The following is a 16,106-nucleotide window of genomic DNA, read 5'->3' on the forward strand; positions in this document are numbered from 1 at the left end:
CTCCCGGTCGGGCTCAGTCGCCCCGCCAGCGGCGCTTCTCCTCCATTACCGAGCGCACCATCTTCCCGAATCCCCTGGACCGGGCGCGGGCTTCGGCGATGGTCTCGGAGTTGCGGGCGTCTTCCCGCTGCAGCTTGCGCCAGCGCGCCAGCCGCGCCGGATCGAGCCGCCCGGCGTCGATCTCCGCGCGGATCGCGCAGCCAGGCTCGCTGTCATGGCCGCAATCCGAGAACCGGCAGCGCGCGGCGAGCTCGGAGAGGTCGGCGAAGACGCTGTCGATTCCCTCGGCGGCGTCGGTCAGCTGCAGCTCCCGCATCCCCGGCGTATCGATCAACCAGCCCCCCGCCGCCGTGCGCCAGAGCGCCCGGGCGGTGGTGGTGTGCCGGCCCTTCGAATCGTCGGTGCGAATGTCCTGCGTGCCGTCGTGCCGGCCGGTCAAGCCGTTGGAAATTGTGGTCTTTCCGACGCCGGAGGAGCCGAGCAAGGCCAGCGTCTGTCCCCGGTCGCACCAGGGGTGCAGCCGGGCGATCTGCTCCGGGTCGCGGGCATCCAGCGTCACGGCGGCGACCAGCGGCGAGAGCGCCTCGGCGCGGTGGCGGTAGGCGTCGGGATCCTCCGCCTCGTCGGCCTTGGTGATGACGACGAGCGGCAGGCAGCCGGCGGCGGAGGCCAGCGCGAGGTAGCGCTCCAGCCGGGCCACGTTGAAATCGTGGTTGCAGGAGGTCACGATGCCCAGCGTGTCGACGTTGGCGGCGATCAGCTGGTCGCGGGAGGCGGTGCCGGCGGCGCGGCGATGGAGCAGGGTCTTGCGTTCCAACAGGTTGAGAACGCGGTGATTTTCCGGCTCAAAGAGCAGCCAGTCGCCGACGGCGAATTCGCCGGTGCTCTGCTTGCCCGGCAGGGTGAGCGTCACCGGCCCGATCTCGGCGAGCGCCTCGAGCCGGTCACGGGCGACAAGGGAGACACGCGCGGGCAGGCCCGGTTCGCCCGCGGCGCGGGCTGCGTGGAAAGCCGACCATCCGAGGTCGGAAAGCGTAAGAGATGTCAATGGTTTGATCCCTGAACACGTCTGGAGAACGGCCATCAGGCCGCGGGTTCGACGGTCGGGTGTCAGGCCTTGGTCAGGCGGCCCGCACCCGGAGGATGGTCACAAGCTCTGTCATGTGTCCTCCGTTCAGGTTGGTTGGGTGAGAGGCTGGACAACGACCCAAGCGGGGCTCGTTACGGCTGCTTCCTTCCGGACCTGACCGGGTTGGCGAGGCGCCTGCCCGCGCCAACCTCTCGGGGATGCAGGTAGTCGATCCGTGCGGAGGATTCAAGCGGGCGGAGGCGGGAGTTTCGGTCGGAATGCAGGTTTCGGGGCCGAAAACGACCGGAACGGCGACCGAAACCGCGGGACTTGCGGTCGTTTGCCGGGAACCGCCCGCCCGCTGTTGGCGCTGTGAGCGGGATTCCGGTCAAACCGACCGAAACGACCGCCGTGAATGACCGGAACGACCGGTGCGGCCGGAGCGGCGCCGCGCGCCCCTCAGAATCCGGAGGCGGCGGCGATGGAGCGGCGGGCGAAGCGGGCGTCGTCGGCGGGGTTGTCGTGCTCCATGACGAGAAAGCGCGCACCGGCCGCCTCGACCTCGGGCAGGATCCGCCGCCAGTCGAGAATGCCGTCGCCGACATCGGCCCAGCCGTCCTCCCCGGCGTTCTCGCCCTCGGGCGCGATGTCCTTGACGTGGACGGCGACGATCCGGTCGGCGTATTTGCGGAGCCAGTGCACCGGGTCCTGCCCGGCGCGCGCGACCCAGGCGATATCGAGTTCGAGCGCGAGATCGTCGGAGCCGGCGAGGATCAGGTCCAGCGGCGTCTCGGCGCTGTCGGTCTCGGCGAATTCGAAGGCGTGGTTGTGCCAGCCGAAGGCGACGCCCGCCTCCCGCAGCCGCGCGCCGGAGAGCGCCAGCACCCGGCCCAGTTCGGCCCAGCCTTCGGCGGTCTTCTCCTGCTCGTCCTCGGGGAGCGCGGGGACGAACACCGCTTCCATGTCGAGCGCGCGGGCGATCTCGATCACGCGGTCGGGCCGGGCGGAGACCATCTCGAGCGAGACATGAGCGGTGGGCATGGTGAGGCCGGCCGCGGCCAGCGCGTCGCGAAGCTGGCCCGGGTCTTCGAGGCCGGCAAACAGGGCGGGGTCGCCCTCCACCTGTCTGTAGCCGAGCCCCGCGAGCATCCTGAGAGTGTCCGGCAGCGGGCCGAACTTGCGCGAGGAATGAAGCTGATAGGAGAAGTCACGCATCTGCTGGATCCTTTGCTTGAGGGATTGGCCCCGCGGTGGACGATGTGGTCTTGCCGCGCCGCATCGGTGCCGGGGCAGGAGGCCCGATGCGGCGAGCAGCAGCAAGGGCCTGATCCCGGAGGCCCTTGCTGCGCGTCGCGTCGTGTCAGGCCCCGCGCGGCACGGGGGGAGGAGGTTGCCGCGCGAGGCAAAGTGTTAACGCCCCGGTTGCAAAGTTGTTCCCGCGGTTCGGCGACAGTTTCGAGGGAATGCCGGGAGTTGTTTCCAGCCCAATGCTTTATGGCCGAATCCGGCACCGTTGCGGCTTGAACAAGGCTCGAAAGCTCCCGACCTCCGCCACAAACCGGCCCCAGTCCTTCACTAGCGTCAAAGTTGTGTAAAGTATGGAGTAGCGCCGTGACGATCGAGCAGACCAAGGAGAACCAGCCGGATCAGGCTGCACAGCAGTTCACCGCCCCCAGCCGGGCGACGCGTAGCACGAGCCGGATGCTGGCCATCCCGATGCTCGGCCTCGGCGCCGCGAGCTGCGTCGCCGTCGAATTCGTCGAGGCGCTCGCGCCAGACCTCGCCGCCCTGCCGCTGATTGCCGGTCCGGCGCTGGCGCTTGCCGGCCTGCTGCTTCTGCTGCGCAGCCAGGTGAGCGAGGCCCGCGCCGCGAAGGCCCGCCGGATGTCCTGCCAGCGCATTGCCCCCTACCGCCCGGTCATGGCCGATGGCTCGAACGGCGTCGCCGCGCTGAACGCGGTGCTCTCGCCGGCCGGCGAACGGCACAGCGCGCCGCCGCGCCGCGCCAACGTCGCCCGCGCCCGCGCCGTCGCCCGTGCCTCCAACGCCCCGCTCGAAACCCATTATGGCAGCAATGTCCGCCTGTTCCCGCCGGCGCCGCATCGCGCCGAGGCGCAGCCGGAGCCGGCCGCGACCCGCAGCCGGACGCCCTCCGCCTCGCTGGCCAACGCGGTCCACTTCGGCAACAACTGGGCGCAGGACGTGGACCTGTCGCCGCGCGCCAAGGCCCGTCTGGAGGCCGACCCCTTCGTCAAGCGGCTGGCCCGGATCAGCTGATCCGCCGCGCCTTCCCTGCTTTCCGCCATACCTCGGAGCGAATGGCCAGCCCTTGCGGCTGGCCTTTCCTTTTGCCGGGCGGCGGGATCAGAAGCGGACGGTGACGCCGGGCAGGGCGAGGGTCTTGATCAGGTCGCGGACCTCCTGCCGGGCGGCGATGTTCGACAGGTTCAGGCGGTCGCCGCCGATGTCGCGCAGGTCGAGCAGCGTGAGGCCGCGGGGGAACAGCTCGCGGAAGATCACCCGCTCGCTGAAGCCGGGCGCCACGCGGAAGCCGATGCGGCGCGAGAGCTTGCCCAGCGCCTCGCCGACCTTGCGCTTGTTGTGCATCTGCTGTGAGCCGAGGCGGTTGCGGGTGACGATCCAGTCGATCGGCTTCAGCCCGGCCTCGGCCCGGGTCTGCCGCGCCGCCCAGACCATCTCCGAATAGACCGACGGGCCGAGGATCGCGCCGTCCTTGGGGCGGGTGCGGGCGAGCAGGTCGAAATCGACGAAGCTGTCGTTGAGCGGCGTGATCAGCGTGTCGGCCAGCGAATGGGCGAGCTGGCTCAGCCGGGTGTGCGAGCCGGGGCAGTCGATCAGGACGAAGTCGTTGTCCTGGCGCAGCTCCTGAACGGCGAGCGACAGGCGGTGGTCGTTGATGTTGACGCCCTGCGGCACCTGCTCGGGCGGGATGTCCGGCAGGTTCATGTAGGCGGGGATGGCGAGGTCGTGCCCCTCGTTCTCGCAGAAGGCGCGGCGGTTCTCGATGTAGCGCCCAAGGCTCTGCTGGCGCAGGTCGAGGTCCAGCGTGCCGACCCGGTGGCCCATGCGCACCAGCGCGGTTGCCACATGCATCGAGGTGGTCGACTTGCCCGATCCGCCCTTCTCGTTACCGACGACGATGATATGCGCCAAGGTGCGCTCTCCGACTGCAGACTTCTCTGGTGGCCGCGGCTCCCCCAGGAACCGTGCCGCTGGCTCTGCCACGGCGATGTGACAGGGGTGCGGCGGGTGCGACCGGAGCCTGTGCCACTAATGCCGGACGGGCGGGAGGAAAAGGGCAAAACCGCCCCCGGTGCGATTGCGGCCCGCGCCCCGTCGCGGCGCGATCACAGCAGCCAGCGCAAGGCCGCCTCGGCAAGGGCGAGAAGGGCGAACACCGGCAGCGAGAGCGTGCAGGCGAGCCAGAGCGCGCTGCGGAAGGTGGGGCGGGGCGGCGGGGCCTTGATGCCCATCACGGGCGGCGGGGAGCGTTTCATGGCCCCTGTTAACCACGCCTTAGGTTGCGGGGGCGTTAATGGCGGCGCGAAAGGAAGGCCGCTTGGACGCAGATTGGGAAGAGATGGCGGCGATGCGCCTGCCCGGGGGGCTGGCGGCGTTGCCGATGCAGCAGCACGGGCTCTACGGCGCGGCCTGCCGGAGCCTGGGAGCCGGCGTGCGGCGCTTCGTGATGCGGCGCGACGGGCAGGTGGAAGGCGCGGCGCAGGTGCTGGTGCGGCGCTGGCCGTTGCTGGGGACGGCGGCGCTGCTGTCGCGCGGGCCGGTCTGGGCGGGGTCGGTGCCGGAGGCGCGGCGCGTGGCGGGGCTGCGCGGGTTGCTGGAACGGCTGCGGCGGGAGCATCGCTGCGTGGTGGTGACCCCGGAACCCGGCGCGGGCGGGGTGGATCCGATGGCGGGCAGCGGCTGGCTGCCGGCGGTCAGCGCCTGTTCGCTCGCCCGGCTGTCGCTCGAGGGCGGGCCGGAGGCGTTGCGCGGGCGGATGCATGGCAAGTGGCGCAACCGGCTGGTGCGGGCGGAGGCGGCGGGGCTGGTGGTCGCGGCGGGGCCGATGCCGGCGGACCCGGACCACTGGCTGCTGCGCCGGGAGGCCGCGCAGGCGCGGACACGGGGCTACCGTGCGCTGCCGGCGTCCTTCACGGCGGCCTGGGTGGCCGCGGGCGGGCCCGGGTCGGCGCGGCTCTTCACGGCGTCAATGGAGGGCACGCCGGTGGCGGCGATGCTGTTCCTGCTGCACCCGCCGGGGGCGAGTTATCATGTAGGCTGGTCGGGGCCGGAGGGGCGGGCGGTCGGGGCGCACAACCTGTTGCTCTGGGAGGGGATGCTGTGGCTCGCGGGGCAGGGGGTGCGGGGGCTCGACCTGGACCTGCTGGACAGCCACGCGGCGCCGGGGCTGGTGCGGTTCAAGCTCGGCAGCGTGGCCGTTTGCGAGCCGCTGGCACCGACCCGGCTGCACGCGCCGGGGAGCCGGCTGTTCGCCGGGCGCGCGGCCTGAAACGGTCGGGCTCCCGCCCGTCGTCGATGCATCGGGGATGCATCTCCTCCCGTTGGGCCGGGCCGCGCGCAAGCGCGCGGCAGGGGGTGCCGGGGCCGGTCCGTGCGTTCTGCCGGGCTGGAACGGGGAGGGCGACAGGCAGGGCGGAAGGTCGTCACGCCGTCGCGAATCACGGGCTTTGCCAGATGAAGAACCTGTGGTAAACCATCGGGCAAAATAGAGAAAACATCGAGCAGGCAATCAAGGATGACAGACGGGACCGATGCGGCCTTCGTCATCTCCTGGGCACAGACGGTCATCGAGGGGAACGCCTCGCCGTCGCCGGGAGAATTGCGCGTGGGCGCGAGCTGGCGCTGGGCCGGGCAAGCGATGCGGGTGGACGGGCCTTCGGGCGCGGCGCTGCTGGGACAGGCGTTGGGCAGCGCGGAGCTGCACGAGCGGGCGGCGCGGACGGCGCGGCGGATGTGCGCGACGGTGGTGCCGATGGGCGCGCCGGGGCGGATCGACGTGAGCCGCGAGCACCTGCTGGACCAGGGCTTCGTGGTGACCGACGGGCGGCATGGCTATGCCGCGAGCCGGATCGAGCCCGGCGACGGGCGACCGGCGCTGGTCCTCTTCGTGGGCGCGCCGCCGCCGCAGGATCGCGACCTGTGGATCGCGCGGATCGTCACCAACCGGCGCGCCGAGGCGCGGGCGCGGCTGGCGCCGCCGCCGCCGGTCACCGGGCTGGTGGCGGGCAGCCGGGTGGAGACGCCGCAGGGGCCGCGGCCGGTGGACCGGCTGGTGCCGGGCGACCGGGTGCTCACGCGGGGCGGCCACACCAGCGTGGTGCGCTTCGCCGGCAAGCTGCGGCTGACCTCGGCGGACCTGCGCCATGTGCCGGCGCACCGGCCGATCCGGTTCTCGCAGGCGGCCCTCGGCCCGCGCTGGACCGGGCGCGACCTGCATCTCGCGCCGGACCAGACGCTGGAGCTGGGCGGGCCCGCGGGGCGGGCGCTGTTCGGCCGGAGCGCGGTGCTGGTCCGGGCGGGCGACCTGCTGGACCATCCGGGCGTCTGCGTCGATCCGGTGATGCAGGAGGTGACCTATGTCCAGCTCCTGCTCGATCGCCACGGTGTGGTGGTGGCCGACGGCATGGGCTGCGAGAGCTTCCACCCCGATGCCGCGGTCATGCCGCGCAAGGGGCTGGTCGATCCGGACCTGCTCAAGCATCTCGATCCGAAGGTGCTGGCGCAGCCGTCGCGCTACGGGCCGGTGGCGGGGCGCCGGCTGAGCCGGGGCGAGGCGGCGCTGCTGCTGGCCCGCGGCACGCTCCGGGCGGTTGCTTGACAGCCTGCGCCTGACCTTCTAAGGAGCGCCATCCCGGCACCGCGCCCCGCGCGGCGGCCGGGCTATTCATTGGTGTTGGTGGCCCCCGCAAGGGGATGCCTGTCTCCCGGCAGGGAAAGGACAACGCCCTTCATAGGTGCCCCCGGGCGCCGGTTCAAAGAAGGAGATCAGCCGTGACCAAACGCACGTCTGCCAAGTACAAACTCGATCGCCGCATGGGCGAAAACATCTGGGGCCGCCCGAAGTCCCCGGTCAACCGCCGCGAATACGGCCCGGGCCAGCACGGCCAGCGCCGCAAGGGCAAGATGTCCGACTTCGGCCTGCAGCTCCGCGCCAAGCAGAAGCTGAAGGGCTACTACGGCGACCTGACCGAGAAGCAGTTCCGCCGCATCTTCGCCGAGGCCGAGCGGGTCAAGGGCGACACCGGTGAGAACCTGATCGGCCTGCTGGAGAGCCGCCTGGACGCCGTTGTCTACCGCGCCAAGTTCGTGCCGACCATCTTCGCCGCGCGTCAGTTCGTGAACCACGGCCACGTGCTGGTGAACGGCAAGCGGGTGAACATCCCCTCCTACCGCGTCAAGGAAGGCGACGTGGTCGAGGTGCGCGATCGTTCCAAGCAGCTCGCCGTCGTGCTCGAGGCCGTTGGCCTGGCCGAGCGTGACGTGCCCGACTACATCGATGCCGACCATTCCAAGATGACCGCGACCTTCGTGCGCGCGCCCGGCCTCGCCGACGTGCCCTATGCGGTTCAGATGGAACCGAACCTCGTCATCGAATTCTACGCCCAGAACTAAGGTTCGGGCGCCGGGATTTCGGAAGGGCCGCGCCGTTCACGCGCGGCCCTTCTTGCGTTCAGAAGACCGATGCGGCCGGTGGCGGTTTGCGGCGCCGGCCGTCATGGTACCGTCATCCCCCGCTGTCTCTATGCCCGCAAGGAGGCCCAACGTGACCCACTATCCTGTCTATGGCCGCATCGACGGTCCCATCGTCCTGATCGGCTTTGGCTCCATCGGTCGCGGCACGCTGCCGCTCATCGAGCGGCATTTCGATTTCGACCGCGCCCGCCTGACGGTGATCGAGCCCGCACAGGGCCAGGCCGAGGCGATTGCCGCGCGCGGCTATGCCCACGAGGGCACGGCGCTGACGCCGGAGAACTACCGCGAGGTGCTGGGCCGGCTGCTGGAGCCGGGCAAGGGCTTCTGCGTCAACCTGAGCGTCGACACCTCGTCGCTCGACATCATGAAATTCTGCCGCGAGATCGGGGTTCCCTATATCGACACCGTGGTCGAGCCCTGGGCCGGCTATTACTTCGGCACCGAGGACAACGCGGCGCGCACCAATTATGCCCTGCGCCAGGCCGTGCGCGACGAGAAGGCCGCGAACCCGGGCGGGACGACGGCGGTGAGCTGCTGCGGCGCCAACCCGGGCATGGTGAGCTGGTTCGTCAAGGAGGCGTTGCTGACGCTGGCGCGCGACACCGGCCGCGACGCCACCACGCCGGCCGACCGCGCCGGCTGGGCCGCGCTGATGCGGGACCTGGGCGTGAAGGGCGTGCATATCGCCGAGCGCGACACCCAGGTGCGGCTGGAGCCGCGTCCGCTGGGCGCTTTCGTCAACACCTGGTCGGTCGAGGGCTTCATCGCCGAGGGGTTCCAGCCGGCCGAGCTGGGCTGGGGCACCTTCGAGCCGTGGTTCCCCGAGAACGGCCATCGCCACGAGACCGGCTGCCGCGCCGGGATCTGGCTGGAGCAGCCGGGCGCCAATACGCGGGTCAACACCTGGTGCCCGACGCCGGGGCCGCAGTTCGGCTTCCTGGTCACCCATAACGAGGCGATCTCGATCGCCGATTACTACACCGTCGGCGCCCCGGACGCGCCGGACTTCCGGCCGACCTGCCATTACGCCTATCACCCCTGCGACGACGCGGTGCTGAGCCTGCACGAGATGTTCGGCTCCAACGCGATCCAGGAGACCCACCACATTCTCGAGGTGGACGAGATCACCAGCGGGATCGACGAGCTGGGCGTGCTGCTCTACGGCCACGAGAAGAACGCGCTGTGGTTCGGCTCGCGGCTGTCGAACGAGGAGACGAGGGAGCTGGCGCCGGATCAGAACGCGACGGCGCTGCAGGTGTCCTCGGCGGTGCTGGCGGGCATGGTCTGGGCGCTGGAAAACCCCGGCGCGGGGATCGTGGAGACCGACGAGATGGATCACGCCCGGTGTCTCGAGGTGCAGCAGCCCTATCTCGGCCCGGTCGAGGCGCATTACACCGACTGGACGCCGCTGACCGACCGCCAGAGCCAGTTCCCCGAGCAGGTGATCGAGGACGAACCCTGGGCCTTCCGCAACGTGCTGGTCGGCTGACGGGACAGGGGCCGCGCCGGGATGCACCGGCGCGGCCCCTTGCCTGTTTCGGCGGCTGTCAGGCGATTTCGATGTCGTTGCGCAGGGCGTCGAGATCGTCGAAGCCGGCGAGCGTGATCTGCTCCTCGCCGAAGTCGAGCAGGGTCGCGCCGTCGACCACCTCGGCGTAGCGGTTGATCACCTGGATCCGGTAGAGGTCGCCCTCCCAGAGATCGCTGTCGAGCACCAGGGTATCGACGTCGTCGGTGAAGTCCCGGACCACGTCCCGGCCGTCGCCGTCGTTGAAGATGAAGCGGTCGGCATGGCTGCCGCCGATCATCACGTCGTTGCCGCGCCCGCCTTGCAGCACGTCGCGCCCGGCGCGGCCGTAGAGGCTGTCGGCGCCCCTGTTGCCGCTCAGCGTGTCCTTGTGTTCGCCGCCATAGAGCCTGTCGGCCCCGGCGTTGCCGATCAGCAGGTCCGAGCCGGACCCGCCGCGCAGCACGTCGTTCCCGTCGAAGCCGCGCAGCTCGTCGCTGCCGGTGTAGCCGAGCCCGACGTCGTCGCCGTTGCTGAAGAGCATGAGGTCGTCCCCGGCGAGGACTTCACGCATCAGGGCGAGGTCGTCCTCGGTCGAGGAGGTGCCGGCCGCTTCGTAGAGCGCCTGGGCGGGGAATTCCGCGCCCCAGATCTCCCAGAGCGGCACGTAGCGGTCGCCCCAGTACATGAACTCGCAATAGGCGGTGGCGGTCCCGGTGGGGACCGTGTCGTTGATGAGCGTCAGGGACGGCCCGGCGATCACGCTCCAGTAGTAGTCGCCGTCGAGTTCCGAGAAGACCGAGAACCAGTCGCGGATCTCCGGAATGTCAGATACGTCCTGCACGAGCTCGGTGCGATAGGCCTCCCCCCAGATCCTGTTGAGGTTGAGGAGCGTCATGTTTACGGGGATGTAAGCGTTGAGCCTTGTCATTGCCGGCCTCCTTTCCGGAAATGCCGCATCTTCCCAATATGTTACCACTCAGGGCGGTCTCCGGCGATGACCTCGATCAAGCCTGTACGCGGCCCCGGAACGGCGAAACCGGCGGTTGCCCGCCGGTTCCCTTGGTACGAGCCGTGGCATCGCGTCATGCGATGGCCTCCGGCACCTCTGGCGGTGCGATCTCGACGGCCATGAACTCGTGCATGAATTCGATGACCGCGCGGGAATCGTCGGCCGCCTGTGCGAAGTCGTTGACCCCGTCGTTGGCCGCGGATTCGTAGACGAACAGGAAGTCGTCGTACGGATCGAGCGGGTCTTCGTCCGGGTTCGGCGCCAGCGCGAGGTAGACGTCCTCGTTGGCTTCGAGCACGCCGTCGTCATCCTCGACGCCCCATTCCTCGTTGCCGAACACGGCCTCCATCACCGTGGCCTCCTTGTAGACCGGTGCGCCGTCCTCGACCTCGATCCAGCGGATCCAGGTATCGGCATAGCGTTCGGAGCGCACGTAGTCATAGGCTTCCGTGCCGTTCTCGTTGAACGAGAAGTAGTCGATCACCAGCGCGTCTCCGCCCGTCACCACGTTCACACCAAGCGTGGTGTTCTCGTAGAGCATCGCATCGAGCGTGATCTCGCCCTCCTTGCTCCAGGCCGCGCCGAGCAGGGCCGAGGGATCCCAGTTCTCCAGCTCCTGGAAGAACTCGGGCCAGGCCTCTGTCACGGAGGTCCAGGTGTTGTCGGCCCCGGCCGTCATGAGCGCCTGGTAGAGTGCCAGGTTCTCGAGCGGCGCGTCGATGGTCAGGAAGCTCGCGCCGTCGTCGGTGCTGTAAATCAGCCGTCCGGCGGCGTCGGTGTCGACGACGTCAGCGGTCAGCAGCTTTTCGACCGCGGCATCCAGCGCCTTTTCCATGACACTGGACGGAGCCCGCGCGACGTTGGCCCGCTCGAGCTCGACTTCCTGCACATAGGGCTGCAGCACGGACGGGATCTCGTAATCGTCCTCTTCCCCTTCGACCAGTTCGAAAAAGATCGGGAACAGGGTGTCGACCTCGGTCGGATGCAGGTTGGCAGGGTCGAAGCCCACGGCGATCAGCTGCTCGTTCACATCGAGCAACGGCTCACCATCGCCACCGCCGTCCGTCGGATCGAGATCCCGCAGCACGACGATCTGGTCGCCGTAGAGCTCGCCCTTCATGGGCCCGCCCCCCGGCGACCCGCCGCCTCCGCCGCCGCCGCCCGGCGGCCCTCCACCACCGCCACGGCCGCCACCGCCGCCGCTACCTCCGGGGATTCCGCCTCCCGGCCCCTTGACCACTTCGGGTATGACGTCAGTGATCAGTTCAGTGAATTTGTCAGCGTTTTTCATGACCGATCTCCCCCTTGTTTATTCGAGGGCCGCTCATGCCGGCGAAGGCCTCCGGATCGCTCCGGCGACGTGTCGCCTCGGACCTTGCGGCCCGCGAATAGAAATATCCTATATCCGACTTTTCCGGATTTCATTGATTTGTGGCAAATTCAGAGGACTTTCCGGAAATTAATTATGTATATATCAAAAATTGAATAAGTAAGGTATTCGGGGTGCGCGGCGGCGATCCCGGCCTTGCCGGACCTGCTTCCTGCGGCATCTGCGGAGCGTCAACGGGTCTGTTCCACCGGGCGCGATTGTGGTCTAGAAGCGCTCGGAAACGGAGAAGACCATGGCACCCATCACACCCCAGCCCGGCATCATGGAGATCGCGCTCTACCAGGGCGGGCAGAGCCATGTCGAGGGCGTCTCGGACGTTCTGAAACTGTCGTCCAACGAGAACCCGTTCGGCCCGAGCCCGAAGGCGAAGCAGGCCATCGCGGAGGCCGTGGCGGAGGTGCATCGCTACCCGAACACCGACCACGCGCCGCTGCGCGCGGCGATCGGCGAGGTGCACGGGCTGGACCCGGAGCGCATCATCTGCGGCGTCGGCTCCGACGAGGTGCTGCAGTTCCTCTGCCAGGCCTATGCCGGGCCGGGCGACGAGGTGGTGCACACCGAGCACGGCTTCGCCATGTACCCGATCCTGGCCCACGCGGTCGGCGCGACGCCGGTGGTGGCGAGGGAGCGCGAGCGGGTGACCGACGTGGACGCGCTGCTGGCGGCCTGCACGGAACGCACGAAGCTCGTGTTCATCGCCAACCCCAACAACCCGACCGGCACGATGATCGGCGGCAACGAGATCGCCCGGCTGGCCGACGGCCTGCCGGAGGGGGCGATCCTGGTGCTGGACGGCGCCTATGCCGAGTTCGTCGAGGGCTATGACGGCGGCGTGTCGCTGGTCGATGCGCGCGACAACGTCTTCATGACTCGCACCTTCTCCAAGCTCTACGGGCTTGGCGGGCTGCGGATCGGCTGGGGCTATGGCCCGAAGGAGATCATCGACGTGCTGAGCCGGATCCGGCAGCCGTTCAACCTCTCCGAGATCCAGATGGCCGCCGCGATCGCCGCGGTGCGGGACCGCGACTACGCCGAGTTCTGTCGGGCCGAGAACACCCGGATGCGGGCGTGGCTGGCGCGGGAGCTGGCGGCGCTCGGCGTGCCCTCCGACACCAGCCTCGCAAATTTCGTGCTCGCCCGGTTTGCCGACGTGGCCGAGGCCGAGGCGGTGGACATGCATCTGAAGTCGCGCGGCGTGATCGTGCGGCGGGTGGCGAGCTACGGCCTGCCGAACTGCCTGCGCATCACCGTGGGCGACGAGGCCGGCTGCCAGCGCGTGGTCGACGGCATCCGCAGCTTCCAGGAGGCCCGGCGATGAGCCGCGTCTACGACCGCGTCGCCTATATCGGGCTTGGCCTGATCGCCTCGTCGATGATCCACGCCGGGCGCCGCGCCGGGCTGCAGGGCGAGATCGTGGGCACCGCGCGCTCGGCCGAGACCCGCGCCATCGCGGCCGAGGACGGGCTCTGCGACGTGGTCACCGAGACGGCGGCGGAGGCGGTGAAGGACGCCGACCTCGTGGTGCTCTGCGTGCCGGTGGGCGCGATGGGGGCGGTGGCCGAGGAAATCGGCCCGCACCTGAAGCCCGGCTGCACGGTGAGCGACGTGGGCTCGGTCAAGCGCGCGGTGATCGAGGCGGTGAAGCCGCACCTGCCCGAGGGCGTGCATTTCATCCCCGCGCACCCGCTGGCGGGCACCGAGCATTCCGGGCCGCGCTCCGGCTTCGCCGAGCTGTTCGAGAACCGCTACACGCTGATCGTGCCCGAGGGCGACACCGACCCGCAGGCGCTGGCGCGGCTGGAGCGTTTCTGGGCCGGGATGGGCGCGCATGTGGAGCTGATGGAGCCCGAGCACCATGACCTGGTGCTGATGGTGACCTCGCACGCGCCGCACCTGATCGCCTATACGATGGTGGGGGTGGCCGACGACCTGCGCCGGGTGACCGACAGCGAGGTCATCAAGTACTCCGCCGCCGGTTTCCGGGACTTCACCCGGATCGCCGCCTCCGACCCCACGATGTGGCGCGACGTCTTCCTCAACAACCGCGAGGCGACGATGGAAATCCTCGGCCGGTTCATCGAGGAGCTGATGCGGCTGCAGCGGGCGATCCGCAAGGGCGACGGCGACCTGCTCCACGAGTATTTCACTCGAACCCGCGCGATCCGCCGTGGTATTATCCAGGCTGGTCAGGATACATCCGCGCCGGATTTCGGACGCGGTCACGGGCAGGGACAGAGCAAGGGATGAGAACGAAGCTGGGCGCGACTCTGGGGATTTTTCTTTGCGCGACGGCCACATGGGCCAACGCACCCACCGACAGCCAGCGCCCGCATCTGCGGCAGGCAACCGCGGCGATCCAGCCCGTGCAGCGCCCGGCGCCCGCCACGGAAACCGCCGCGCCAGAGGCCGCGATCCTTGCCTCGGCAGCGGTTCCGGCGCCCCGCAAGGCGGCGTCTCGGCAGGAACCCGCCGAGGCCGCCGGCCCCGACATCCGCCCGCAGCCGCGCGACGGGCTGTTTGCCCGCTGGGAGATCCCGGCCGACAGCCTCGTCGAGGTGAGCCGGCAGACGACGCGGATCCATTTCGGCGCCGAGGGCCGTCCGACGCCGCGCCCGGAGCATCCGCTGGCCGGCATCGAGCTGGCCTCGGCGATGCTGCTGGTGCCGCTAACCCCCGACAGCCCCCATCCGGAGGCGCGGCCGGCGGGCTTCGCCAAGCTCTTCAAGCGCAAGGACCGCTATTCCGCCGCCGGCGCCGTCTGCGAGGTCAACGCGATCAAGGGCGTGGCCATTCCCACCGTCGGCCGGCCCTCGAGCGGCTGCGGCATCGAGAACCCGGTGCGCATCACCGAGATGTCCGGGGTCCGGCTCTCCACCCCGATCACCGTGGATTGCACCACGGCGCGGGCGCTCAACACCTGGGTGGCGGATGCGCTCAAGCCCGCCGTCGGGCGCAAGGGCGGCGGCGTCGAGAAGGTGACGGTTGCGGCTTCCTACGCCTGCCGCACCCGAAACAACATCCCCGGCGGCAAGCTCTCAGAACATGCGCGCGGCCATGCCGTGGACGTGTCGGGCTTCGAGCTGGAGAATGGCAGCAAGGTCCCGCTGCTCGGCAACTGGAACAGCCGGGAATGGGGCAAGACCATGAAAAAGCTGCACAAGGCGGCCTGCGGCCCGTTCGGCACGGTGCTCGGCCCCAATGCCGACCGCTACCACCAGGACCATTTCCACTTCGACACCGCCCGCTACCGCAGCGGCAGCTACTGCAAGTAGCCACGCGTCTCCCGCAAGGCCGTTTCGCCGGGCGTTCGCCCGCCGGTCAGGGAATCCGGAGCCGCGGGGCCGCGCCCAGCGGCACCGGCCCCATCCGCATCCGCCCGTCCGACAGGGTGACGGGAATGTCGAGCGTGCTGGAGCTGCCGGCGAGGCCGCTCACCAGCCTCAGCGCCGATTCCACGGTATCGGCGATCCCGTCGGGCAGGGCGCCGCTCTCGCGGGCGACTTCGAGGATCTCTTCCCAGTTGGTCGCCTTTACCAGCAGGTCGCCGCTGGCCAGCCCGTCCGGGCCGACCGTGAGATCGCCCGCCACCCGCAGTTCCAGCTGGCCCCAGCTGGCCGCGACGTTGCGAACCTCGATCTCGCGCGGCTGCGGGCGCGCCTGTTCCAGTGCGCTGCGATCCCAGGGGCGGTCGAAGGTCACCACCAGATCGGCCGAGAGCGTCTCGATGGTGCCCGGCACCAGCCCGCGCTCGGCCATCCGCTGCATCATCGGCGCACGCGGACGCAGGCCGGTGATCTCGAGGCCGATCTGCTGCGCGACGCTCTCGCTCTCCACCGGCCGGGTCGCCAGCCGCGCCTCGGCGACGGCGGAGGTCCAGCCGGCATCGGAGGCGAGCGTGAGGTCGCGGAACACCAGCACCGCCTCGTCGAGCTCCCGCGCCGGGCCGGGCCGGAAGGTCAGGCTGCCGCGCAGTTCCTCGCCGCCGATGGCGATGCGCTCCCGGGGTGTCTGCAGCGTCATGCTGTCGGGCCAGACCAGGATCACGTGGTCCTTTTCGTAGTTCAGCCCGAGGATCTGCACGAAGGGCGCGTTCCAGACCCAGCCGGCCTCGGTGTTGGCCAGCGTGATGTCGGTGATCGTGCGGTCGATCCGGGTCGGGTAGCCGGCGACCGAGACGTCGCCCCATTCCGCCTGCCAGCCATCGGCCCGCCGCGCCTCCATCCAGCCCACCAGGTCGGATTTCGCCCGCCACGCGCCCCAGCCCCACCAGGCGCTCCAGGCCAGGGCCACCAGCAGCGTCAGCCACAGAAGTCGGATCGGTTTCATCGTGCTGCCTCGGCCCCTTTCGCTTCGCTCCGAATTGCGGTTTACACCCTCCGACGTGCGAGGGAAC

The 16,106-nt window shown here is 69.8% G+C and carries 15 protein-coding genes and 1 other RNA gene; 8 read left to right on the plus strand and 8 right to left on the minus strand.

The annotated features are described in order from the left end of the window. Positions 1–13 precede the first annotated feature (13 nt). The 3 genes from rsgA to CHB86_RS01190 form a co-directional block, all read right to left on the minus strand. Positions 14–1,048 carry a ribosome small subunit-dependent GTPase A gene (rsgA, locus tag CHB86_RS01180; protein ID WP_245837692.1) on the minus strand — a complete coding sequence of 345 codons (1,035 nt, stop codon included), beginning with the start codon at positions 1,046–1,048 and terminating at the stop codon, positions 14–16. Positions 1,049–1,186: 138 nt separating this feature from the next. Continuing rightward, positions 1,187–1,283, minus strand: an RNA gene (gene ffs / locus CHB86_RS01185) — signal recognition particle sRNA small type. Positions 1,284–1,528: 245 nt separating this feature from the next. After that, positions 1,529–2,284 carry a sugar phosphate isomerase/epimerase family protein gene (locus CHB86_RS01190; protein ID WP_089230721.1) on the minus strand — a complete coding sequence of 252 codons (756 nt, stop codon included), beginning with the start codon at positions 2,282–2,284 and terminating at the stop codon, positions 1,529–1,531. 396 nt (positions 2,285–2,680) lie between these two features. Between CHB86_RS01190 and CHB86_RS01195 the strand changes: the two genes are divergently transcribed. Then, positions 2,681–3,346: a hypothetical protein gene (locus CHB86_RS01195; protein WP_089230722.1), complete on the plus strand. Its 666-nt coding sequence runs from the start codon at positions 2,681–2,683 to the stop codon at positions 3,344–3,346. A gap of 87 nt (positions 3,347–3,433) precedes the next feature. Here CHB86_RS01195 and CHB86_RS01200 read toward each other — a convergent pair whose 3' ends face one another. Together CHB86_RS01200 and CHB86_RS24495 are read right to left on the minus strand one after the other, a co-directional pair. Beyond that, positions 3,434–4,243, minus strand: a complete 810-nt coding sequence (locus tag CHB86_RS01200; protein ID WP_089230723.1) for a division plane positioning ATPase MipZ — start codon at positions 4,241–4,243, stop codon at positions 3,434–3,436. Between the two features lie 194 nt (positions 4,244–4,437). Further along, the gene (locus CHB86_RS24495) at positions 4,438–4,587 is read right to left on the minus strand and encodes a hypothetical protein (RefSeq protein ID WP_176442734.1); all 150 of its coding nucleotides are present in this window, start codon (positions 4,585–4,587) and stop codon (positions 4,438–4,440) included. 62 nt (positions 4,588–4,649) lie between these two features. Here CHB86_RS24495 and CHB86_RS25175 point away from each other — a divergent pair, with 62 nt between their 5' ends. From CHB86_RS25175 to CHB86_RS01220, 4 genes are all read left to right on the plus strand, one after another. Next, complete coding sequence (locus CHB86_RS25175) at positions 4,650–5,600, plus strand: GNAT family N-acetyltransferase (protein WP_089230724.1); 951 nt, start codon at positions 4,650–4,652, stop codon at positions 5,598–5,600. Between the two features lie 246 nt (positions 5,601–5,846). Then, positions 5,847–6,929 carry a Hint domain-containing protein gene (locus tag CHB86_RS01210; RefSeq protein WP_089230725.1) on the plus strand — a complete coding sequence of 361 codons (1,083 nt, stop codon included), beginning with the start codon at positions 5,847–5,849 and terminating at the stop codon, positions 6,927–6,929. 173 nt (positions 6,930–7,102) lie between these two features. Then, entirely contained in the window at positions 7,103–7,723 is a 621-nt protein-coding gene (rpsD, locus tag CHB86_RS01215; RefSeq protein ID WP_089230726.1) for a 30S ribosomal protein S4, read from the plus strand. Between the two features lie 151 nt (positions 7,724–7,874). After that, a complete protein-coding gene (locus tag CHB86_RS01220; protein WP_245837693.1) occupies positions 7,875–9,293 on the plus strand; it encodes a homospermidine synthase in 1,419 nt (472 codons plus the stop codon). A 58-nt stretch (positions 9,294–9,351) separates the two neighbouring features. Here the strand turns inward: CHB86_RS01220 and CHB86_RS01225 are convergent, their stop codons facing one another. Together CHB86_RS01225 and CHB86_RS24095 are read right to left on the minus strand one after the other, a co-directional pair. Continuing rightward, on the minus strand, positions 9,352–10,242 hold the full coding sequence (locus tag CHB86_RS01225; protein WP_089230728.1) for a calcium-binding protein: 891 nt from the start codon (positions 10,240–10,242) through the stop codon (positions 9,352–9,354). Between the two features lie 154 nt (positions 10,243–10,396). Continuing rightward, positions 10,397–11,443: a hypothetical protein gene (locus tag CHB86_RS24095; protein WP_176442735.1), complete on the minus strand. Its 1,047-nt coding sequence runs from the start codon at positions 11,441–11,443 to the stop codon at positions 10,397–10,399. Between the two features lie 502 nt (positions 11,444–11,945). Between CHB86_RS24095 and hisC the strand changes: the two genes are divergently transcribed. The 3 genes from hisC to CHB86_RS24980 are packed head-to-tail and all read left to right on the plus strand — an operon-like array spanning position 11,946 to position 14,985. Then, positions 11,946–13,031, plus strand: a complete 1,086-nt coding sequence (gene hisC / locus CHB86_RS01235) for a histidinol-phosphate transaminase (RefSeq protein WP_089230729.1) — start codon at positions 11,946–11,948, stop codon at positions 13,029–13,031. Beyond that, on the plus strand, positions 13,028–13,960 hold the full coding sequence (locus CHB86_RS01240; RefSeq protein WP_089230730.1) for a prephenate/arogenate dehydrogenase family protein: 933 nt from the start codon (positions 13,028–13,030) through the stop codon (positions 13,958–13,960). Before hisC ends, CHB86_RS01240 begins: the two co-directional genes overlap by 4 nt. Next, on the plus strand, positions 13,957–14,985 hold the full coding sequence (locus tag CHB86_RS24980) for an extensin-like domain-containing protein (RefSeq protein WP_245837694.1): 1,029 nt from the start codon (positions 13,957–13,959) through the stop codon (positions 14,983–14,985). Before CHB86_RS01240 ends, CHB86_RS24980 begins: the two co-directional genes overlap by 4 nt. 46 nt (positions 14,986–15,031) lie before the next feature. Here the strand turns inward: CHB86_RS24980 and CHB86_RS01250 are convergent, their stop codons facing one another. Further along, complete coding sequence (locus CHB86_RS01250) at positions 15,032–16,039, minus strand: DUF2125 domain-containing protein (RefSeq protein ID WP_089230731.1); 1,008 nt, start codon at positions 16,037–16,039, stop codon at positions 15,032–15,034. Positions 16,040–16,106: the final 67 nt, after the last annotated feature.

The sequence above is a fragment of the Tropicimonas sediminicola genome (assembly GCF_900188335.1).
In the GTDB taxonomy this organism is placed as follows: Bacteria; Pseudomonadota; Alphaproteobacteria; order Rhodobacterales; family Rhodobacteraceae; genus Tropicimonas; species Tropicimonas sediminicola.

Excerpts from the sequence above, each read along its gene's own strand:
- CHB86_RS01190 (WP_089230721.1), bottom strand. The coding sequence starts at position 2,284 with ATGCGTGACTTCTCCTATCAGCTTCATTCCTCGCGCAAGTTCGGCCCG.
- CHB86_RS24495 (WP_176442734.1), bottom strand. The coding sequence starts at position 4,587 with ATGAAACGCTCCCCGCCGCCCGTGATGGGCATCAAGGCCCCGCCGCCC.
- CHB86_RS01210 (WP_089230725.1), top strand. The coding sequence starts at position 5,847 with ATGACAGACGGGACCGATGCGGCCTTCGTCATCTCCTGGGCACAGACG.
- CHB86_RS01225 (WP_089230728.1), bottom strand. The coding sequence starts at position 10,242 with ATGACAAGGCTCAACGCTTACATCCCCGTAAACATGACGCTCCTCAAC.
- CHB86_RS24095 (WP_176442735.1), bottom strand. The coding sequence starts at position 11,443 with ATGAAGGGCGAGCTCTACGGCGACCAGATCGTCGTGCTGCGGGATCTC.
- hisC (WP_089230729.1), top strand. The coding sequence starts at position 11,946 with ATGGCACCCATCACACCCCAGCCCGGCATCATGGAGATCGCGCTCTAC.
- CHB86_RS01240 (WP_089230730.1), top strand. The coding sequence starts at position 13,028 with ATGAGCCGCGTCTACGACCGCGTCGCCTATATCGGGCTTGGCCTGATC.
- CHB86_RS24980 (WP_245837694.1), top strand. The coding sequence starts at position 13,957 with ATGAGAACGAAGCTGGGCGCGACTCTGGGGATTTTTCTTTGCGCGACG.
- CHB86_RS01250 (WP_089230731.1), bottom strand. The coding sequence starts at position 16,039 with ATGAAACCGATCCGACTTCTGTGGCTGACGCTGCTGGTGGCCCTGGCC.